The organism is Paenibacillus sp. LBL, from assembly GCF_029893715.1.
In the GTDB taxonomy this organism is placed as follows: domain Bacteria; phylum Bacillota; class Bacilli; order Paenibacillales; family Paenibacillaceae; genus Paenibacillus_AQ; species Paenibacillus_AQ glucanolyticus.
The window spans coordinates 105,265-127,918 of sequence record NZ_JARXYU010000005.1; the positions used below are offsets into that span (position 1 = coordinate 105,265).

Here is a 22,654-nt window from a genome sequence, read left to right on the forward strand (position 1 = left end):
CTTCCATTAGCAGCTTGATATCATACCTGCAATTTTGGGTACATCCTAACCCCTTTTATAATCAGCCGCGGCATTCACCCTACTCGTCAATGAGACTCTCGGCCAATTGAAGAAGCTCATCTTTATTCACAAGCCCTTTGACGTTGACCATAATGGCATATACAATACTCCGATTAGGATCATACCATGAGACCAGGTCGCCGTTTGCCTCGTGTTGAAGGTAAATGCCCTCCATATGTTTCAATTGGACCTTCTCGGGGGAGGTATCCGGTAATTTCGTGAAACTTGCCTTTTTCCCGTAACCCGCGGTAATTGTAATAGCTGTACTGCTCTTGCCATCAGATAGATAAACAACAGAATTGGAAGCCTTGGACCATGCCAGCTTCTCCACAAACAACTTCTCTTGGCTGGTCGATGACTGGGCTTGATGCATCAATCTTTGCTTCAGGGCATCGTACTGCGCACGCTCTTCTCCGTAAAGCTGCGGCCCTAGAGGAAAGACTTGTCCATATGCAAACTTCACCCCGTCGGGCAGATTGTCGGGTTTCTTAATGGGAGGCGCCGAAGTTCGAGCCTGCTCTTTTTGAAAAGCTTCATAGGAGTGGTAGTCCGTCGGTCGATACTCGAATTTGACGGGATTCAAGGTGTCATAGCCATTGCCTTCATTGATGTAGTCATCCTTGATATAGTAGGCAGCGAGCTCTCCTTGCTGCAGATTGGACATGACGCGAACTCTGTATTCCTCAAGCAAACCGCTTAGTTTGGCAGGGAGGCTCGCCGGCGGATCGATGGTTTTGACCACTACTTCCCCTTTATTGTTCAATATCTGGATATGCCCAGATGCTGCATACGCAGTGAAGGAGGCTAATAATAGGCACGGAATAACGATCGACATTACCGTTTTGCGTGTAAAGGATCGGTGACCTGAAGTATTCTTGTACGGGTTTATCTCCATATTTTGCTGAAGCCTGGACGTAATATCTATCTCGCGAAAATGATCATCTGTTACAGAATGCTGCTTCAGCTCTTCGATTGGATCAAGGATGGCTCCCATTGTTCTTCCCCCTGCCATTTCATCATAGTTTCTTTTACTTTTCTCCTGATTCGGGTCAGCTTTTTGCGAACGGCTTCCGGCGTTTTGCCGATGATTTCACTCAGTTCCGCATAGGTCTTATCATGAAATACATACAGAACCAATAAACTTCTTTCTTCTGCGGGCAGACTGACAAGCGCTCGGGATAAGGGTTCGCTAAATGCCCCTCTTAAAAATTCCTGTTCGGCGCTTTCCGCGAAAATTTGTCCCTTCAGCAATCTCCCCAGCTTCTCCGATAACTGCCGTCTATGAAGCAGATTTAAACAATGATGATACGCGATTTTGTACAACCAAGCATTAAAGCTGACAGTGGCCTTATAACCGGAAATTGATTGATAGGCCTTTAGAAAAATCTCCTGTACAGCGTCCTCTGCATCCTGTTCACTTCCAAGCAGCCGACAGCAATATATGTACAACTGACGTTGGTACTCCCTCGCAATGGGAATAAATGCTTCCGCATCCCCATCCTGAACCTGGTGAACATACTCCTCTAATACGGCCGCGTCGATTGTCCCTTCCCCCTCTCTTTTCATGAATACCTATATAACAAAGCAGCACATGCAAAACGGACTCCGTTTAAAATATTTCGAACAAAAGAAACCGCGATTTACGCGGTTCCTGATTAATCTATATGTGTTTCTCCCCATCTGGAGCTGTTTTCAGATGAATTCTGACTCATGCTTCATCCAAGGGTAAATAAATATTTATTTTGCTGTCCGCTTGATCCAGCGCGTCGATGTTAACCCAGTACTCAAAATCAAACGATCGCAAACTCGCAACACAAGTATGTTACATGACCATGAATGGTAAGCCGTTAGGATCATGGTTCAATTCATGCACTATGACGATTTCTCAGCCTTCACAATTAGAAAATGAGGATTAGCCATAAGGCGATCATACCATTTGCCATACCATTCCCTCGCTTCCGGGTGATCCTTATACACGGGACTCGGCTGCGGCTCGACGATTTGTTTTATTCCAAACCTGGAGGAGGTAGCGTTTATAATTTCCTGCATGGGTCTTCTATAGAAAGTGACCTCTACAGGGCCGGATTCCTGCTTGTTCCAAACCTCTGACAGTAATTCATGGGCAAAGTAATCCGGACGATTAAAATGTTGAAAGTCCATGAAGGGGTGATGGACGGAGAAAATCAAAGTCCCTCCTGGCTTTAACACACGCTCAAATTCACGAAATGTCGGTGCCCAATCGTCGATATAGTGAAGCGTCAATGAACTGACAATAAGATCAAAGGTTTCAAACTCAAACGGCAGTGCTTCTGTTAGATCGCACGTCAATACCGTCGCTTGATCACCGACACGCCTTTTGCAGGCTTCGACCATGGCCGGGCTCAGATCAATCGCAGTCACCCTGGCCCCTTGCTGGAGCATATGCTCCGTATACCAGCCTGCTGCACATCCCGCATCAAGAACCGTCATCTGACTCATGTCCCCCGGCAGCAGCTCAATCATCGCGGGCCGCTCATAATATGCATTATGCCCACTCTGCTTATCGACATGTCTCTCGTAATCTCCTGCCAGCTTCTCGTACGCCTGCATAACCTTCTCCTTCATGGTTCTGAACCCCTCCTCGAAATTTTGGGCACGTCCATTCGGTGATTCGTTTACCAAGAGATAACCAACCTGCGTACACACATGCTCCCTTCTTTTTGATAGAGCGACAGATTGGGTATACAAACAGAGAAACCGCGAATTCTACGCGGTTCCTATGCACTTTCTTCAGCTAGTTGAACAGGTCTTCAATGATGGAACGATCGAATGGGCTTGCGATCTTATAGGTCCAGGAGTATCTTTTATGCTGGGTGCCTTGATTAAGGTCGATCCGCATATTATCAGGTTCCGTATACATTATAGTAAGGAGAGTGTGTTCGTAATTAATCCTGATATAGTAATACGTACCTATCGTGTAATTCTCTGTTCTTATTAATTTCACTTCGGAAAAATTGTTCATGATGCGATCAATCATGTCAGGATCCGTAATTTCCACCCTCTGGATGTCATCCCAGCGGTCACCGAATTTCTCAATACTGATATCCCTGATCTTCTGGGTATCGCTGTACCGGTCAGGCACCAGCTCCCGAAAAGAAGTTACCGATTGAAGTGCTGAGTAGAGAACCCCCGATAAAATAATCAGAGCAACAACCATAATAAAAATACGCCAAGATTTGTCACTCATCACGAGCCCCTGCTGAATGGCTCAGCCATTGTGGTCTGTCACTTAATCTATCCCTCATGTCTCCCTCCATGATACGGATCATTTGTTTCCATCATTGTATCATAATCCAGGAGCAGGAACGCCCATAATTGTTAAGGTATGTAAAATGAAGCAATCATGCGCCGATGTTCATGAAGCTTACTACCATCCTGCAACAAAGCCATCCGTTCGGGCGTCGCTTCCTCCGCAAAGAACACCGGTTTTCTCGTCTCGCCAGATGATTTGTCCTCTGCCAAAAGAACTGAAATCAGCAGCGACCTGCACCTCATGCCCCATCCGCTCAAGCCTTCTAGCCATATGCATCGGAAAATGCGGCTCAACCATGACGGTCTTCCCCTTCACCCACTGCCATCTCGGAGCATCCAATGCCGCCTGCGGATGGAGCCCGTAATCAATCAAGTTCATGGCAACCTGCACATGTCCCTGGGGCTGCATATAACCACCCATGACCCCAAATGCTCCAATGGCTTGGCTGTTCTTCGTAAGAAACCCCGGGATGATGGTATGATACGTACGTTTGCCCGGCTCCAGCCGGTTTGCGTGGGTATCATCCAGAGAGAACTCCAGTCCCCGGTTCTGCAATGAAATTCCGGTTCCAGGGACAACCAAGCCTGAACCGAACCCTGTATAATTGCTCTGAATGAAGGAAACCATGTTTCCCTCTCCATCCGCAGTCGCCAAATAGACGGTTCCACTGCCTCGGGGTTCCCCGGCTTCCGGCCATAAGGCCTCGCTGCCAATCAGCCTGCGGCGCTGTTCTGCGTATTCCTCGGTGAGAAATGCATATGGATCGCAGGACATCCTGGATGGATCCGTAATGTAGCGGCTGCCGTCAGCAAACGCCAGCTTCATCGCTTCGATCTGCCGATGATAGGCTTCAGGCGATTCCTGGGAACTAGCGGGATAGCCTTTCAACATGTTTAAAGCGATAAGTGCAATAAGTCCTTGGCCGTTCGGGGGAATCTCCCACACATCGTAGCCGCGATAGGATACCGATATTGGCTCCACCCACTCCGGTCTATATCCAGCCAGGTCTTCCTTTGTCAGAAAGCCGCCGGAACGTAAGATGCACTCGCTGATCGTATCAGCCAGCACGCCCCGATAGAACTCCTCTGCTTCTGACGAGCCGATGAGACGCAAGGTGTTGGCATGGTCAGGCGAACGCCATACTTCCCCTGCCTCAGGCGCTCTTCCATTCGGAGCAAACAAGTCAAACCAAGGTTTAAATTCCGTACCAGTTAATGCGGTGCTGTACCGCCGAAAAGCGGAATTCCAGTTGCCGGCTGCCGTCGGCGATACCGGATACCCTTCCTCCGCATAGCGGATAGCTGGCTCCAGCGTCTCGGACAGCGGCAGCCTGCCGAATGTACGGGAAAGCTCTGCCCAGGCTGCAGGCGCGCCCGGAACCGTGACAGGAATCGCCCCATAGCGCGGCATTTCGGTATGTCCAAGCGCCTTCACGGCATCAATCGAAATCCCGGCAGGCGATGGACCGCTGCCATTCAAACCGTGCAGCTTGCCTTCCGTCCATACTAGGGCGAAGGCGTCTCCGCCAATCCCGTTCGAGCATGGCTCAACGACCGTTAAGGCTGCCGCGGTTGCAATAGCTGCGTCAATGGCATTGCCGCCGCGCTTAAGAATGTCGAGCCCCGCGCCGGCGGCGAGCGGCTGTGAAGTAGCGACCATGCCCCGGTTAGCATACACGGGCAGGCGATAGGTGGGATAGGGATGGTACAACGGATCAAAGGACATTCGCGCGTCAGCCTCCTGTTTTCCATCTTTTTGCCGGATAATTTATCATCTCTGTGTAACGCTGTCAATCTTATTTTTTTTATGATTGATAGGCAAGGCCCCCATTCTTAGGGCTGGTTATACATGTTGACACGAGTCCCATCTATGATGAGTCCGCTGCTATCCACTACGATTTCCTGCTGATCAAACAACCCTTCGCTGACGGCCGTTGTATGGTCATTGTAATCAGAGATCTGAATCGGCGTACGTACAGCATAATAAGTATTTCCGAGAGGGCCCTGCGATTCGTTTAGGGTGAATACATAAGCGCCTTCGCTATCTTTATGCACCGCTTGATTCGGTATGAGGAACTGATCCGTACTCGTTGTCGTTAAATTCACGTTCACTTGTTCCCCTCCGGTTAACCCCTCTTCTTCAAGCTTAATCCACATTCGGGACATCGTACTGGTTGAATCCTCAGCAGCATCGTCTGCATTCGCAAGTGGTGAGTTGATCCCCTCCTCTATCCTTTCAATCTCCCCTGTAATCCTTCTCTCTTCCTTATTATCCAACACGATATGATCCAGAACATCACCGACGTCAAACAAGGAAGCGATTTGCGACGGGATCGACAGTTCGAGCCCATATCCTTTTGCCAGGTTGGTCATTGTTATATCGGGTGCTCCGGTGGAATTTAAACCATCCATTGCACCGACTTCTACAACAATGCCGTCAAACGGAGCCTCCATCTGCTGATTGACGGAAAGGGTATGCTTAAGGTTCTCGATATGCTGCTCTTGCGCTGCTATATCGATCTTTGCTGTTTCGAACGCGGTAGAGGCGCTAATACGAAGAGCTTCATCTTCCTCCTGCATCGCATGCATGATATTGTATTCAAGCAGTTCGATAGACAGTTCCAGCTTCTTCAGAGCGGACTGCTCCACAGCAAGCTGCTGCTTAACCTCACTGCCGTCATATTGCACAAGAATCTGGCCTTTGCGCACGGTTTCCCCTTTTGTAACAAGCACCTTCTCAACTTTCCAACCGGACGGGTTTACGAGTTCTCTCACCTCCTTCGGATGTACCGTTGATCGGCTGTTATAAGAATGATCCAGCGAGCCCTTGGTTATCACCGCAGTCACTACATGAGGAAGCGTTAAGTTCTGTATGGTGTTACCCGCAAAAGTAAGCACAAGCAGCAGACCTGTAAACAAACCGGCAATCAGGCTGAGTTTGCGTTTTCTCGCTTGAGTCGTTCCTTTTTCCAATATGAATCACTCCTGCCACTTAAACTAACCTTTGATGCCAGACAATTGAACGCCTTCAATAAAATAGGACTCCGCATGCAGGAATAGCAGGATCACGGGGGCCATGTACAATGCCGATGCCGCAAATCCGATGCCAAGCGCCTCTTTATTAATCTGTGCAAGATATAGCGACAGCGGCTGTTTATAAGCATCTTGCAGAAAAATAAGCGGCTGCTCGATCATATTCCAGTAATCCACAAATAATAGAACCAGCAGCGCTGCCAGTCCAGGCCTCGCAAGTGGCAGAATGATCCGCCAAAAGATAACCCATTGTCCCGCTCCGTCCATCATGGCAGCCTCGGAATAAGCTCCCGGGATATGCGCCATAAATTGCCTCATCATAAAGACAGCAAACGCTCCAAAGATGCCCGGCAATATGATCGCAGAAGTATGATTCATCAGCCCCAGCTTGTCTATAACCATATAATTCGGAACCAAAGTCACCTGAAACGGCATGAGCATCGTCATCAGATAGATCATGAACAGCTTGTCCCTGCCAGGAAATCGGAGCCTGGCAAAGGCATATGCGGCAAGTGAGCCAACCATTGTCTGTCCGACCACGATCGGTACCACCAAGCCGACAGAATTCCAGAACATGTTCAGAAACTTCGCAGATAAGATCAGTACTTCGGCATACTGGCCGAGAGAGATCCAATCCGGAACGATTTTCAGATTGATGAATCGATCTCTGCCGCCTTGGCCAACGTCAATCATCTGACCGATCAGGTCGTAATTCCGCCCGATTTCTTGCTCCGTCATCAGGGAGTTTGTCAAGGTAAGCTGGATTGGCACAAGCATCAGGATGGCTGTCCCACCGAGCAGCAGCGTCAGCAGCAGCTTGGACATCCACTGTATTTTATTCATGATGATCCTCCCCGCTCAACCCAAATTATTGCGAAATCGTCGTTCTATGCTAAGCAGCCCTGTTACCAGAATCACGATGCAAGCAACCATAACTGTAGCAGCAGTTGTCAGCTTCTGAATATCCAGAGAGAAGAACATGTTGTTCATGTAATGCTGCATCATATAGATGCGGTCATATGGATATTCACCTGCAAGCAGATAAATCTCTCGAAAGACTTTAAAAGAATTGATGATTGAGATAAGAACAACGAAAAACATCGTTGGCGTCAAATAGATAAGCGTAATATGGAACAATTGACGTAATTTTCCTGCACCTTCGATTTGCGCCGTCTCGTAGTAATCTTTGGGAATGGCTTGGAGTCCTGCCAAGAATAAAATCATGTTATAGCCGATATTTTTCCATACATACATCAGGACAATGATGCTCATAGCCCCATCCGATTGCATCCAATCGATCCGTTCTTTATGGAAATGATGCAGCCAGGCATTCAGCGTCCCATTCCAGTCGAAGAAAATTTGCCAGAACATGACGATGGAGGCGACCGGTACAACCAAGGGCAGGATAAACGAACTGCGGAGCCAATTGCGCAAGTACAGGGACTTATTCAACAGCAAAGCCAGAACCAGTGAGGACATGATGAGCAGCGGGACGCCAACGCCGGTAAAGAGCAGCGTATTCATGGAGGCTTTGCGAGAAGAAAGGCTTCCCGTTACCTCCTTATAATTATCGAGTCCAACAAAAGCACCGCCGTGCGTTCCATCCGTAAAGGATTCATAGATGCCCATCAGGAACGGAAGGAGATAGAAAATCGCGAAGCCGATCAGGCTTGGAGCCAGGAACCCGATCGCCTTGAAACCATCGCTCCGCAGCAGCGTTCGTACCGTTTTCTTATTCATTCAAATACGTAGTCACTTTATTCTGAATAAGTCTGGCAACATCATCGGCCGATTTCTGACCGGTGAAGTAGGCAACGGCATCCTGAACGATGATATCGCGTACTTTATCCGACTTGAAATCCACTTGGTGGATGGCGCCGTTAACAAAGCTCTCCAGTCGATCGAGCATAGCTCCGTCAACTTCGAAGATTTCTCCTTGCAGAGGCCCTTCCTTGTATGCCTGCACCTTTCCTTGTTCCTTCAACTGGCTGATCCGTTGGGTGAATGCTTTTTTGTTAATTGGAAAACCTGCCGCCTCCAGTGGTGTCTGTGTTGGCTCCGACATCATGAATTTGATGAAATCCCATGCCTCTGCTTGCACCTTGGAGTTCGCGTTGATAGCAACATCCCGATAGGTTCGGAAATAACCTCCCGCCGGTGTATCCGAGGCATGCGGTTTGATGAACAGTTTCATGTTTTCGCCATATTCCCGTAAGGTTACAAGGTAGTCCCACGGTGAATTGATTTGGATGTTTCTAAAATAAGATTTGCTGCGAAAGTCTGTATTCACAATCCTGTCATCAAACATCGTCTTGACCTGATCCATAAGCGATGTAAAAGCGTCGTCCTCAAAATGAGCTTCACCGGTAACCCGGTTTATGTATAAGGAGTAGTTATCCAATATCATATCGGCGAGCAAATATTCAGGGCCCTCATACACCAATGCCGTTGAAAAACCGTTTGTTTTTGCAGCCACCAGCTGATTCGCGGTTTCCGTAAACTCTTCCCATGACCATGTCTTGTCGTCTACCTTTATGCCGGATTCGGCTATCGCTTCCCCGTCGCCAGCAAAACCCATTAAAAAATACGCAAGCGGCATGCTGTAAAGTCCGTCCCCTATCCGAGTGGCATCGAGGATATTCATAAAGTATTCTTCCTTCTTAAAGGTTGGATCTTGATCCAACATCGTACCAAGATCCGCCAGCAGCTTATTCTTCACGTAACTGTCCGTAGGCAGCATATCCATTTGGATTAAATCGGGTCCTTTCCCGGCCAGCATCGCCGTATTGGTCGCTGTTACATACTTCTCCATCTCAGCTTCCAAATGGGCATCATCGATTTGCACATATTCCAGTTTAATTTCAATCTTCGGATGAAGTTTCTCATATTTCTTCTTAGCAGCTTGAAACCGTTCATCCGGAAAAAAAGTCGAGAACACAATGGTCTTCTTGCCTCCTGTATCGGAATCTTTCTCTTCTCCGGCACCTGGTACAGTCTCTTTCGATTCCTTTGATGTTTTACTTCCGATACTTGTCCCGCCATGGCTTGAACCGCCGTTTCCGCATGCTGCTAATGTGAAAACAATCATGCAGCATACCGTCAACCATAATCCAAATTGTTTCATCTTCTCAACTCTCCCTCTTCATTTAATAAATCGAAGCCATCTTTGTCCTAAGGTACTGACCGCTCCTCCACTCCACAAATGGCATACCCAATCCCCAATCCTTCGGACTCCTATCAATATAGGACGATCATGTCGCCAAAACTTCATCTACTTGTAAACAATTTGTCAACGAAAAAAAGCGAAAAACCGAACGATATCGTTCGGTCTTCCGCAGCATGGAGAAGATGCTATTACATTCCTATCCGTCTTTGCCTTACTCGAATTCTATTATAAAAGGACGAAGATCCATAGGTTTTGCCTCCTTGACCACTCGTGGTTTCACATAGGTCTTCCGGCCATTCACAAGAAGACGGTTATGGTCTGGACTCCAGTACATGTCCGACGGGATGATCCCATGATAAATGGGTTCAGCGTGCAGGATGTTTTTACCCTGAAGCTTGCCTGCATAAAGCGTATCCTTTCCGTTCAGGGAATAGGCAATATACTTGCGATCCTGGGAGAACTCGAAACTGTCTGCTCTCTCTAACAGGATGGACAGCTCCTGATTTCTGCGATCATATTCGTACAGCGTTCCTTCCATTCCCTGGAATACAAATTGGTCATGATTCAGCCAGTCGATCTGATCACTTCCTATTTCATGCTCATACTGAAACTCAATCACGCTTCCATTGATTGTCCCCATCGCAACGATGCGCCCATTGCTGGACTGATCCAGCACAATGAGCATCATCCGGCCATCATCCGAAATCTTGGCTTTAATCGGAATCCCTGCCATGTCAAACCCTTTCAATCGATAAACCTTGGCCTTCTCGGCTTGTGTATCATAAACGCCGATGCTCGCCAGCCTTCTGCCTTCTTCCATGACGAGATAACTCACGTATTGGCTATCAGCAGACCAGGTGGGTTGTTCAAACAATAGCTGCTGCGTAGAATCCGTCGTAGCTTCCACCATCTCTTCTTCGCCACTCGGATACGTAATCAACTTCAACGAAGCACCTTCAGCTGATTTGGCTACCCCTGAAATGGTCTTGCCATCCGGAGATAAATGGTGATACATCGCATTGTTGCCCACGGCTTGAAGCGTTTCGACACTTTCATACGGGGCGGAGAGACGCTGAAACTGCAGACTTAATCCCTCTGACCGACTAGCCTCCTCAAAGAGACCGATCACAGACTCCGGTGTTGCCCAGCCGAGCAGTTCGCCTTGATCTGTGATGGAATCGGGAAGACGGTATATCGTCTTCACCTGAAATGGCCGCCTCTCTTCGTCCACCGTATGATTCTCTTCCTTGCTCGGTATAATGATGGTCTCCGATCTCGGTCCATTCGCACAGCCGGTCAAGAGCAGGATGGCGAGAGTCACACACCATAACCCGGTTCGATTGTATGTCATCATGATCTCTCCACCCTTACATAAGGAATTTCCACATAGACGACGGTATGGGACTTCTCGCTGACAATGCGTATGGTTCCCTTGTGGTCATCAACGATGGATTTAACGATGCTGAGTCCCAGACCGACGCTCCCTTCTTCCTTGGAACTTTGTGGCCCCGAGAAAAACGGCTGAAACAAATTCGCAAGCTGGTCCGGGGGGATGGGTTCTCCCGGGTTATCGAATAGGAAGTGAACGCCCCCGTTGATATGCTTGGCCTTGACAGAGATTTCGGAATGAGATGCGCTGTATTTGATTGCATTGTCCAGAAGATTGATAAAGAGCTGGCGCAGCCTGTCCGGCTGACCAAGCACAAACAGCTCTTCTTCCGTCTCACAGGTAATGCTCTTCTTGTAACGCTTGGCTCGGAATGACATCGAGTCAATCACATCGCGGAGTATTTCCCCCGTATCTACAAGTTCCAGGTCGCCATCATGAGCGTTGTGCTGGGACACCTCAAGCAGCTTTAGCACCATGCTGTGCAGTCGGCGACTCTCTTCGACAATGTGCGTCATTCCTTTATCAAAGAACTCTCTGTCGTCGTCCCCCTTTTCCCTGATGATCTCGGCATAACCAAGAATGGAGGTCAGCGGTGTTTTGAGTTCATGTGTCACATTGTCAAAAAAACGCTTCTCCTGTTCGTTCAGACTCTTCAGTCGGTCCCGATCTCGTTCAATTGTGGAAATTTGACTGCCGATCCGGTCTATCATGTCATTAAAATTCAACGCCAGTTCGCCAATTTCATCTCTTCGCTGGAACTGGATTCGGACATCCAGATTGCCGTTCTTAACATCTGTAGAAGCCCGCGTTAACTTCACCAACGGAATTGTGATATGCCTGGAGAGCATGTAGGAGAATAGAAATGCAGCAGTGAATATGGCGAGCGCGATGTAAAAAATGATATCCATGATGCGTCCGCTTTGTTCGTAGAGGAGGGTGAAATCTTTAGTAAAGCGCAAAATGCCCACCTTAACCCCATCAATAATTACTGGATAGGAATAAAGAACACTTCCGCTGTCGCGGCCGTACGTGATGGTATACAGCCGTTTTACCCTCAATGGCTTGCTGGAGATCCTCATTCGATTGTCCGATGAATTCCTTCTCGTCCGATGAGAACAATAACGTGCCATCAACGGTATATGCACTGACATGACTTGAAGTGGCGTGGTTCAAGTCTTTTACCATTTCCTCGGCCATCTGCCCGAAATAAAGTGTGTTGTTTGTGAAATGGTTGATGAGGAAAGCTTGCCGTACATAGACATTACTGTTGTTTTTAAGCCCGACCAGATCGGATGTTACAATCTTCTGATTGCTGGTCCGTATGACTTCTTTAACGGTCTGATTGAGCACAAGGAAAGAAAGGCTGAAGATCAGAAAAAAACCAACGATAAATTTGGCTCTGATGGTCCGAAGCATCCCTTATTCCGCCACTTTCTCGAATTTGTACCCGATGCCGAATACGGTTGTGATGAGATCGCTGGCATCCAGCTTTTTGCGGAGCCTTTGAATATGAGTATCCACCGTCCGCGTATCCCCCATAAAATCATAACCCCAAACCAAATCAAGCAGCTCCGAGCGCGTATAAATCTTCCCTCGGTGGCGATACAGGGTCATGAGCAGATCGAATTCCTTCGGTGTGAGATCAATCAAACTGCCGTCTTTCTTGACCAGACGCTCCTCCATTACGATCTCGATGCATTTAAACCGGATAACAACCTCTTGTGCCTCTTCTCTCTCAACATGGTTCGCCTGATCCAGCCGCCTAAGGATGGTGCGAATTCGCGCAACGACCTCCCGCAAATCAAAAGGCTTCGTGATATAATCATCCGCACCAAACTCAAGCCCAAGCACTTTATCCGTAATATCCGATTTAGCCGTAATCATGAATATGGGGATGTTGTAATCTGCAGTTACTTTTTTGCAAATATCGAGTCCGCTTTGATCCGGCAGCATCCAATCCAGCAAGAGCAGGTCAGGGCTGAAATCCTCCAGTTCCCTAAAACCTGCGGCTCCGCTGGCTGCCGTTCGGGTCTCGAACCCCTCCATAGCCAGCCCATACGCAAGCAAATCGGCGATCGGTCCCTCGTCTTCGATAATGAGAATTTTCGTTTTTTTCATGAGGTCTCCATTCTTAATCCTTAAACCTGTTAATGAATCGATTTTAGCATATACCTTCTGCAAATGATAAATTAGATAAGCTGCAAGCGTTGTGAGTCTACTGTGTATCCGGTAAATGCAGCAGCTCTGGTACAGTGACAAATGAATAACCTTGGTCCTTCAAATCAGGAATCAACTGTTTAAGGGCTTCGATTGTGTTGGCAAGATGATTCTTACCATTAGCCGTATGCTGCAGAATAATGCCTCCCGGCTTTAACTGCGTGTGTATTCGCTGCATGATCCCCTGGGCAGGCAAGCCTGACCAGTCCATCGTGTCCACGGACCAGTTCACGATGGCTAAATCCAAACTTTGTATGGCCTCTACTTTTTCCTCATCCAAAGCGCCATACGGAGGTCTAAACAAGGAGGGGCGGTAGCCTATAATATCATTCAGCTTGTCCTGCGTATCATTGATTTGCTTCATCGCTTCTTCCATGGTTATCTCCTTGAAGTTGGGATGGGACCAGGAATGATTCCCTATGGCATGACCTTCCTCCACAATCCGCCGCACGGTCTCAGGATGGGACGCAGCCCGATCTCCCAGAATAAAGAAAGTAGCTTTAATATCGTTCTCTCTCAATATATCCAAAATCTGCGGCGTAACGATGGCATCCGGACCATCATCGAACGTTAATGCGACCTGCTTACCGTCTTTTGCCGATCCGTTAAAATACACCTTCTTCTCCATCGACTGATTCTGATTCTGATTCGTGCCGGATGAGCTTATCTCGTGTGGGCTGCCATCTGTTTGCTGACCAGCCGAGTGTCCCTGCTCTCCCATAAAATAGTCTCGGAGTCCGTCTACAATAGATTGAGCGGCTCGCTCCAGCCCTTCATTGCTCAGGAGCAAATGTTCGTCGTCCGCATTGGTGAGATATCCAACTTCCACAAGTACTGCCGGCATCTTGGGGGTAGCGAGCACTTTTAATTGTTCCTCTTTTATGCCGCGATCCCGGAGTCCAAGCCCCTTCACTACCTGCTTCTGAAGGGTTTGAGCCAACGGAATGCTGTCCTCGTGCCGATATAGGGTTTCCGTTCCCGAAGTTGTGGGATCTGTATACGTGTTGCCATGGATTGAAATCATAACATCCGCATTCCAATCATTCGCGATAGCTGCCCGGTCTTCCAATTCTACAAATTGATCATCTATACGTGTCATAAATGGCTCAAACAAGGGGTCTTCTTCCAGAATATCAAACACCCGCCCGGCAAGGGATAGGTTGAATTCCTTCTCATATGCGCCGCTTACACCGGTAGCACCGGGATCTTTACCCCCATGACCAGGATCGATAGCGATTCGATACGTCTGATTATTGTTAGGTGAATCAGGAAGAGTCTTATAGGTCTCTCCATGTTTAGCTGATGATGCCGGTATTAACTTCACCGTGGCTGAGCCGGTGTGCCATGCCAATTTGAATCCAAGGCTAAAGATGATTCCGATTAGTATAATATAGAAGACTTTCGCTGGTTTTTTACGTTTCTTGTGATGGATCATGGCTCCTCCTTCTGGGTGATCGGTTCATATTTTGTTAATGGAACTATGGCAGGAAACACCTCTCTTTTTATTTGCTAGACTTGTTCCATAAGAAGAATATAATCGCTGGATGTGACAACGATTTTACCGAGATGTCAACAACTTGTGTCAAAGCGCTGCTCGATGTAAATCCAAAACAAATCTATCGTTCCGCCGTCCGGCTGGGTTTCCTTTCATCCCATCTAAAGTCCGCACGTTCCGACACAACAAAAAAAAGCAGGCTGCCGTGGCAGCCTGCTTCTATCGCAACTATACGAGTATCTCCTGCGCTATCGCAGGAATGTTTCTACATTTCTACTACTATACGTTCAATGAATAAGCCGAGCGAGCGATTTCTGTCGCTTGAACCATGTTGCGCAAGGATTCCACTGTCTCTTCCTTACCGCGTGTCTTGAGACCGCAGTCCGGATTAATCCAGAACAGCTTCGGATCCAGCACACGCAATGCCCGATCAATCATACTTGTCATCTCTTCGACTCGCGGTACCCGTGGACTGTGGATATCGTATACACCGAGTCCAATTCCCAGCTTGTAGGTGTTGACTTCAAAGCTATGGATCAGTTCGCCATGGCTGCGCGAAGTCTCGATGGAGATCACATCGGCATCCATGGATTCAATCGAATCAATCATGTCATGGAACTCGCAATAACACATATGCGTATGAATTTGCGTCGTTGGCTGAACCGTGCATGTGGTCATGCGGAAGGCTTTAACGGCCCATGCCAGATACTCCGCCTGATCTTCTTCCTTAAGCGGAAGTCCTTCGCGCACCGCAGGCTCATCCACCTGAATCATTCCGATGCCTGCTTGCTCCAGCGCCTCGACCTCTTGTCTTAGGGCATAAGCCAGTTGATATGCAATCTGTTCGCGAGTGATATCTTCACGGACGAACGACCAGTTCATGATCGTAATCGGTCCGGTCAGCATCCCTTTAACAGGACGGTTGGTCTTGGACTGTGCATACTTCGTTTCCTCAACGGTCATCGCTTTCTCGAAGGCAACATCCCCGAAGATAACAGGTGGTTTTACGCAGCGGGAGCCATAGGATTGAACCCATCCATACTGTGTGAAGGCAAAGCCCTCAAGCTTCTCACCGAAGAATTCAACCATGTCCGTGCGTTCAAATTCACCGTGCACAAGCACGTCCAGACCGATCTCTTCCTGCAGCTTGATCCAAATATCGATCTGCTCCTGAATAAAGCCCTCGTACTGTTCATTATTCCACTCGCCCTTGCGCCACTGCTGGCGAGCCTTGCGCACTTCGGCTGACTGCGGGAAGCTTCCAATGGTAGTTGTCGGAAAAATCGGCAGCTGCCATTTGTTCTGCTGGACGACGTGACGCTCAGCGAACGGCAGACTGCGAGCCGGCTCCTGTGCACTCACCGCAGCAACAGCCTGCTGAACGTCATGGCGGTTACGCTCACCCGATTGCTTAAGCGCCTGAATTGCAAGCTCGGACTGCTCCAGTTCTTCAGCGATCCGGGCTGCGCCTGTAGAGACCGCTTTAGTTAACAGGACCAGTTCATTCAGCTTCTCATCCGCAAAGGCAAGAGCACCCTTCAGTTCGGGAAGAAGTTTCGTTTCGTTGTTCACTGTCACTGGTACATGGAGCAAACTGCATGAGGATTGAACGATGAGACGCTCAGCAACCACGTATTTGGTCAATTCCTCCAATTGTGTCAGTTTCTCGCGCAGTGACGCCTTCCAGATACCGCGTCCATCGATGACACCCGCTCCCAGAACTTTGTTCGAAGGAAATCCTGATTCTTTGATGGCTTGGACATTACCAGTCTGCCCATGCACAAAGTCAAGGCCTATGCCACTGACAGGCAGCTGAATGATGTCCTGGTAGTTTTCTACAGCTTCAAAATAGGTTTGCAGCATGATGTTCAAGCCAGGAGCCGAGGCTGCAAATGTTTCGTAGATCGTTCTTAACCGCTGCAGATCGCCATCGCTTAATTTCGTGACAAGAATCGGCTCGTCGATCTGTACCCATTGAACGCCTTCTTGTGCCAATTCCTGAAGAATCTGCACATAAAGGGGTAACAATTTCTTGAGCCAAGCATCCGTCTCCGAGGGCTGATATCCCTTCGACAATTTCAGGAAGGTTAACGGGCCAACAATTACCGGCTTGCCTTCAATCCCGAGCTTTTCCTTCGCCTCTTTATAGGCAGCAAGCGGTCTGTTCTCCGTAAGAACTGGCGTCGCTCCATCCAATTCAGGCACGATATAATGATAATTGGTGTTAAACCACTTGGTCATTTCACTTGCCGTAGCATCCTTGGTTCCGCGTGCAATGCCATAATAAACGGACAAAGGCACCTCGCCGCCCTTATAGGGAAAACGCTTCGGTATAATGCCAAACATTGTTGCCGTATCCAGTACATGATCGTAATAACTGAAGTCATTGACCGCAATGAGATCAATTCCCTTCTCCTGCTGCTTGCGTAAATGATTCAGTCGAATCTCCTGCAGCTGCTGGTGGAACTCCGATTCTTCAAGCTTCCCCGCCCAGAACGCTTCTAACGCTTTCTTCCATTCACGATCCGCACCAATTCGTGGATACCCCAAAACGCTGCTTCTTGTCATCTATGTAACACTCCCATACAAATTGTTACAAAGAAGATATCATGTATTGATCGGTATAGTGTAACTCGAATAAGCTATATCCAGTTATAGCTTAAGGCTATAACAAGTGTGTTTTGCGGGTTTAGCTCATGGGAATCATGGACAGAGTCTAGAGGCCCTGGTTCAGATTCGCCTTCGTTCTTATATTTTTTGTTATCCAATGCAAAGAGCTTGGCGATAAGCCAAGCTCTTGTAAACATATATAACTTGACCCTCTGAATCGGTTAGTGGCCTATTTTAGCAGCTTGAAACTCCAGCTCCATATTCCATGACAGTATCCTCCAAGGACTGTCTGACTGATTAAGCGAATGGCGGATATGACGAATATGTCCTGCTGTTACCTCATCCTCAAGCTCTTTGGCCCAGAACTGGCGGCCGATGATATAAGCCATACCATATTCCTCCCAGCTCGCGTACGATTGCTGAATCAATTGTGCGTTTTGCATCAGATAATGCCAAGCTTCTTCCTGCTGAATATGACCAAACGTCATGCATAAATGACAAATAAAAGCGGCTCGTCCCAAATCCCAGGCCAGAATGCCGGCAGTTGGCAGGTATCTGTGATAACGTTGAATGATGAGTAATTCGACTGCACTGAATTCATCTTGTATGGATGAAATATAACGGTTCTGCTGCTGTGGCGTCATGAGTGGCAAACCACTACGGAGACGATCAAATTTCACGCGATGCCCACCCTCTACCGTGAGCCAATTCAACACGCGCCAAGCCGAGCTTTCGTCCCTTATGTCCCATGCGTCGACCAATACCTCTTGATTAATCCGATCCCCTTCGGCTCCGCTTCGCGCCAGATCATATTGGCATGTAAAATGGACCCTGTTGTTATGAAGCAGAACGTCTCCCAGCGCTAGCGCCCAAAGCTGGCTTTTACTTAAATGACTGCTCATTGTTTTATCACGACTCCCGGATATTCATTCTGAAGCTGCGGATCTCCCAGAATATCCGGGTAATCCAAATTCTGCACGACCGGTTTATTTGCTGCCGTTGGAAGAAGACCTAACCTTGCGAACAGATTTTTGCGTTTATTCATTTGCTCCTCCATTTGCTTCAAACGCTCCTCGTACTCCCCATGCCCCGGACGATCCTGAAGCGCTTCGCGAGCCATCGAAAGGGCATCATGCGATTCCCCGAGCTGATAAAGAACCAGACTGTAATAGCTGCAGGTGTCTCCGCGGAGTCCCCCTTGGTAAGCCAGTTTAAAAAACTTCGCTGCTTCCTTATAGTTATTGACATAGTACAAAAAGACTCCGCCGTAAAACCAGATATAGGGATTGCGGGATTGCAGATCAAAAGTCTCAAAATACATTTCCAGACTACCTTCAATCTTGTCCCAATTCTGCAATTCGGCATGAACCCTTACAGTATGCAGCATCGCCCATTCGTTCTGATCATCCAGACGCAGCACTTCTTCCAATGGCTGGATGACCTCCTTAAATCTGCGAGCTGCCAGCAGAGCGGCTGCAAAAAGCTTGATGTATTGGGCCCTGTCCATATCCGATGGCAGATACTTAAGCATTTCATTAAAAAAAGAGACCGCAGCATTCCAATCCTTCAGGTAAAAGCTGCTGATTCCGCTGATTAAGTTGGCATCAAATTGCGAATCACCAGGAACAAGCTCCATAAATATCCGCAGATCGGCGCGGCAAAGCTCGAATTCTTTCAGCATGAATCTCGCAAACGCCCTGTTGTAATATGCATAGGGATGGTTATTCCGCTCTATATCCGCATCGAATATTTGAACGGCTTCCCGGTACTGGCCGTTCAGACGAAGCGCAGATCCGTATTCGAAATAGTGTTCTTGTCCCTTGTCATCATCCAGCTTGGCCTTTCCGAAATGAAACACACTTTCCTCATACTGATCCAGATGATAATAGCAGCTGCCCAGATCTGCATGAAGAAACCAAAGGTCTTCGATGTCCAGAGCTTTTTTATAATAAAGAACCGCTTCTTCAAACCGCTGAGCTTCTTTTGACATGACTGCCAAGTAGCGAAGCGATAACAGATGACCGGGATCCAGTGCCAGCACCAGTTCAAACTGCTGAATAGCAGCGGGATAATCCGACTGCTGGTACGCGTTTATCCCTGTTTGGTAGCGTAATTCCAACAGAAACGCTTCGTCCTTATTCTCTGCGTTGCCGGCAGCAGCGTAGTATCGGGTTGCTTTCTCGTATTGTTCCTCTTGATGGAGCGAATAGCCAAGTTGATAGTTCTGCCTAGCTGTAAGCTCGCCGAACTGCACGAGCTGAAGCCATACGCCGACAGCCTGATCATACTGCTGCTGCTCCATATACAGACCGGCCAATTCATCCAACGTTTTCATTTGATCCGGTCGATCTTCAACCTCCAAGCGCATCTTCATTTGCTGCTCAAGTCGCTGATTCAGCGTGTCTATCTGAGTGTGAGCATGCAGGTCCCAGGGACATAGCTGCTTGATTCGAAGGTATAACTCTCTTGACTCCTTGATCCGCCCCAGCTGCTCAAGACATTGAGCTGCCCCGGTCAAAGCCTGGGCATGATCCGGGGTATGCACAAGAACTTTTTGGTACATGGAATAGGCATCTTCCAGCATTCCTAATTGAAGCATACAGTAAGCCAGGTCGCTGTTGTGATGGACTTCCGCATTCCCGGAAGCTTCCATCCTCTTGAAGGCTTGGAAGGCTTCCTCCCAATTGCTGTACTGCAAGCAAAGCTCCCCAATCATCCGATTGAGATCAGGTTCTTCCGGCATGATCTGAGCGGCTTCCCGAAGCCAGTGCTCCGCACCTTCCACATTCCCTTGGACTAAGCAAATCTGTGCATTTGATCGGGCAGCCAGAAATTGCTCCAGTTCATCCAGCGGGGTCATGCTGTCTGTTACATAGTCATAGCGAAGATCCCAGAAGCCTTCAAGCTGCATCATCACATAATCCACATATGTCTTGGGAAACAGCTCCTGCATCTCTATTTCCATGCTGCTCCACGCGAATGTCTCATCCAGCAATCTCCAGACCGGACCTGGAGCCCAAGCTCTATCCGCAAACAGCCGCAATACCTCGAATTGAAGCCGCTGTCTGGTTTCGAAGCCCGAGAATTTCTCATCCTCCAGCAGGGTAATCCAGCGATCCTCGTCCACTCGCGTTTGAATGTCATCATACAGATCGACAGCTTGAAGTAAAAACTCGTTAGCTAAAGCAGCCGGCAGGCTGTTAGAGGAATTCTGCTCTTGTATATCGGGTAAATCCCGCTCATGAACCGAGTCCTCCGTCCAATCATCAAACACTCCTGGATGATCTGTGTCTGCGTTTACTGCCGAAGGTGCTTGAGTTTGTCTTTGTATGTCCTTAGCTTCTTTTAAAGCGGCATCATAGGCTGTTCGAAGCTTCTGAAAGCCTTCAGGGTCCTCTTCGGGATGATGAAATTTAAGCCGGGCCATATAAGCGCGTTTAATAAGTACCGCATCCTCAGTAGGCTGGATGCCAAGAAAACTCCATATATCTGTCATTAGAAATCCGTCATCCTTTCGAGTTCGTCCAACCAGGCCTTGCAATGCTCCGCTGCTTTACGAATCTCCCTGTCGTTCTGACGGCGGAGAATATCCTCGAATTGGCGAAGCACGGAGGCAATCTGTTCACGTGATGATCCGAGCGATTCTTCATAAAGCCGTTCCCCGCGTGCTAGCAGAAGCCTGTTCTCCATTCGGTCTCTAGGGTGGATTTTAATGTCCGAAAGCTCTTTAAACCGCTGCTCAATCTGCTCCTTGGAGAACTGGCCAGGATTCTCCTCAATCACAATTCGGGATTGTTCTCCGGTACTTACTACGGTGGCTTCCACTTCTAAAATGCCGTTAATATCATATGTAAAACGTACCTCGACCACCTCTTCCCCTTTAGGCGAAGCTGGAAGTTTGACCGAAAATTCACCTAGTCTGATATTGTTTTGCGTTAGCCTGCTTTCCCCTTGATATACAACAATGCTCATATCTTTCTGACTCTCACGGATCGTGCTATAGCTCTCTGTTCTGCTGACGGGCACAACCGTATTACGATCTATGATTGGACTGAAATGACCCGATTCAAAATACCCGGAGGCATTCTCTACTGAAACGCCTATGCCTAATGTATAGGGACACACATCGGTTAATACGATATCATGTAAAGCGGCATCTCTTGCCTTCATTCCAGCCTGGATGGCTGCACCAAGAGCCACTGTCTCGTCTGGATCGATATGAGCCGATGGCAGTCTGCCAAACAGTCTGGCAGCAAATCCAGTAATGATAGGCATGCGAGTCGCTCCACCCACCAAAATAATCGCATCCAAATCAGAGGGACGTATTGCGGCATCTCTTATCGCTCGTTCCATCGGCTGACGAAGACGGGCTAATAAAGGTTTAGCCAAAAGCTCAAATCGCTCCGCAGTAATCGTGCATCGCAGAAGCTCCTCATTGCTCACAATTTCCATATCCGCAGCTTTTCCCCTGGATAAGGAATGCTTGGCCTTTTCCGCCTGTTTTCGGATCAGGTTTGCCAGCTTGGGATCCTCCAGGTCAAGCATGCCTTCCTTTTGCCGGATCATGAATTCTTGCATCAGCAGTTCCGTGAAATCTTCCCCGCCAAGAAAATTATCGCCTGCTACCGCCTGAACTTCCATCAGGTCTTCGAATCGCTCCAATATCGATACGTCGAAAGTCCCTCCACCCAGGTCAAAGACAAGAAATCGTGTGCTCGGTTCTTCTAAATGGAGGCCATAAGCAACAGCTGCAGCTGTAGGCTCATTAATGAGACGCTCGACTTTCAATCCCGCTAACTGGCCCGCTCGCTTCGTCGCTTTGCGCTGTGCATCGTTAAAATAAGCGGGTACACTGATAACGGCTTCCGTAACGGGCGTTCCAAGATACGCCTCTGCATCCTCCTTCAAGGCCCGCAATACAAAAGATGACAAATCCTCCGGACTAAATTGGTGTTCGCCCAAGAGAAACGTTTTATTTGTTCCCATATACCGCTTAAACACCGAGGCAGTCAATTGCGGATGGGTTATCATTCGCTGCTGTGCCGCTTCCCCGACGAGAATTTGTCCATCTTCGTCCACGCTGATTACGGAGGGGGTCAAATGCTGCCCGAGTGCGTTCGGTAAGATTTTGGCACCTTCCGGAGAATAAACTGCTACCACACTGTTCGTTGTACCCAAATCAATTCCAATAATCGTCAATATGTTGTACCTCCCACGATGAACTGCATTAGCGCTGCATCAACGTTCAATTTAGCTGTTAGGCAATTTGACGCATTCAATACCTTAGTTGTCTAAAACGCCTATACAGTATATCGGACAATCAAGAACAGTTCTATAGAATTTAATCCAAACCTTTCGGCTAACTTCCTGGATCCACGATAAAGAAGCATCC

General features: G+C 48.2%; 16 protein-coding genes and 1 pseudogene. All 17 read right to left on the bottom strand.

The window, feature by feature from the left end; all coding sequences use genetic code 11:
• Positions 1-79: 79 nt before the first annotated feature.
• The 17 genes and pseudogenes from M2277_RS13795 to M2277_RS13875 all read right to left on the bottom strand — a co-directional run bounded on the left by M2277_RS13795 (position 80) and on the right by M2277_RS13875 (position 22,461).
• Positions 80-1,054 carry a hypothetical protein gene (locus tag M2277_RS13795; protein WP_280754971.1) on the bottom strand — a complete coding sequence of 325 codons (975 nt, stop codon included), beginning with the start codon at positions 1,052-1,054 and terminating at the stop codon, positions 80-82.
• Positions 1,021-1,626 (bottom strand): RNA polymerase sigma factor, encoded by a 606-nt coding sequence (locus M2277_RS13800; RefSeq protein WP_006209989.1) that lies wholly within the window; start codon positions 1,624-1,626, stop codon positions 1,021-1,023. The genes M2277_RS13795 and M2277_RS13800 overlap by 34 nt, the downstream gene beginning before the upstream one ends.
• Positions 1,627-1,932: 306 nt before the next feature.
• Positions 1,933-2,664: a class I SAM-dependent methyltransferase gene (locus M2277_RS13805; protein WP_036642747.1), complete on the bottom strand. Its 732-nt coding sequence runs from the start codon at positions 2,662-2,664 to the stop codon at positions 1,933-1,935.
• A gap of 169 nt (positions 2,665-2,833) precedes the next feature.
• On the bottom strand, positions 2,834-3,286 hold the full coding sequence (locus M2277_RS13810) for a hypothetical protein (RefSeq protein WP_063479383.1): 453 nt from the start codon (positions 3,284-3,286) through the stop codon (positions 2,834-2,836).
• Positions 3,287-3,466: 180 nt separating this feature from the next.
• Positions 3,467-5,077, bottom strand: coding sequence for a gamma-glutamyltransferase family protein (locus M2277_RS13815; protein ID WP_006209983.1), 1,611 nt, complete (start codon positions 5,075-5,077; stop codon positions 3,467-3,469).
• Between the two features lie 107 nt (positions 5,078-5,184).
• Positions 5,185-6,324, bottom strand: a complete 1,140-nt coding sequence (locus tag M2277_RS13820; protein ID WP_280754972.1) for an efflux RND transporter periplasmic adaptor subunit — start codon at positions 6,322-6,324, stop codon at positions 5,185-5,187.
• Between the two features lie 24 nt (positions 6,325-6,348).
• Positions 6,349-7,227, bottom strand: a complete 879-nt coding sequence (locus M2277_RS13825) for a carbohydrate ABC transporter permease (protein ID WP_280754973.1) — start codon at positions 7,225-7,227, stop codon at positions 6,349-6,351.
• Positions 7,228-7,242: 15 nt separating this feature from the next.
• A complete protein-coding gene (locus M2277_RS13830; protein ID WP_280754974.1) occupies positions 7,243-8,124 on the bottom strand; it encodes a carbohydrate ABC transporter permease in 882 nt (293 codons plus the stop codon).
• On the bottom strand, positions 8,117-9,508 hold the full coding sequence (locus M2277_RS13835) for an ABC transporter substrate-binding protein (protein ID WP_280754975.1): 1,392 nt from the start codon (positions 9,506-9,508) through the stop codon (positions 8,117-8,119). The genes M2277_RS13830 and M2277_RS13835 overlap by 8 nt, the downstream gene beginning before the upstream one ends.
• Positions 9,509-9,761: 253 nt before the next feature.
• Complete coding sequence (locus M2277_RS13840) at positions 9,762-10,904, bottom strand: hypothetical protein (protein WP_040680615.1); 1,143 nt, start codon at positions 10,902-10,904, stop codon at positions 9,762-9,764.
• Positions 10,901-12,356, bottom strand: a pseudogene (locus tag M2277_RS13845) (sensor histidine kinase). Before M2277_RS13845 ends, M2277_RS13840 begins: the two are co-directional and overlap by 4 nt.
• A gap of 3 nt (positions 12,357-12,359) precedes the next feature.
• A complete protein-coding gene (locus tag M2277_RS13850; protein WP_036642760.1) occupies positions 12,360-13,058 on the bottom strand; it encodes a response regulator transcription factor in 699 nt (232 codons plus the stop codon).
• Between the two features lie 97 nt (positions 13,059-13,155).
• On the bottom strand, positions 13,156-14,592 hold the full coding sequence (locus M2277_RS13855) for an N-acetylmuramoyl-L-alanine amidase (RefSeq protein WP_280754976.1): 1,437 nt from the start codon (positions 14,590-14,592) through the stop codon (positions 13,156-13,158).
• A gap of 339 nt (positions 14,593-14,931) precedes the next feature.
• Complete coding sequence (gene metE / locus M2277_RS13860) at positions 14,932-17,220, bottom strand: 5-methyltetrahydropteroyltriglutamate--homocysteine S-methyltransferase (RefSeq protein ID WP_280754977.1); 2,289 nt, start codon at positions 17,218-17,220, stop codon at positions 14,932-14,934.
• Between the two features lie 263 nt (positions 17,221-17,483).
• Positions 17,484-18,164: a DUF1266 domain-containing protein gene (locus tag M2277_RS13865; RefSeq protein ID WP_006209968.1), complete on the bottom strand. Its 681-nt coding sequence runs from the start codon at positions 18,162-18,164 to the stop codon at positions 17,484-17,486.
• A complete protein-coding gene (locus M2277_RS13870) occupies positions 18,161-20,758 on the bottom strand; it encodes a tetratricopeptide repeat protein (protein ID WP_280754978.1) in 2,598 nt (865 codons plus the stop codon). The genes M2277_RS13865 and M2277_RS13870 overlap by 4 nt, the downstream gene beginning before the upstream one ends.
• A complete protein-coding gene (locus M2277_RS13875) occupies positions 20,758-22,461 on the bottom strand; it encodes a molecular chaperone HscC (RefSeq protein WP_036638247.1) in 1,704 nt (567 codons plus the stop codon). The genes M2277_RS13870 and M2277_RS13875 overlap by 1 nt, the downstream gene beginning before the upstream one ends.
• Positions 22,462-22,654 lie beyond the last annotated feature (193 nt).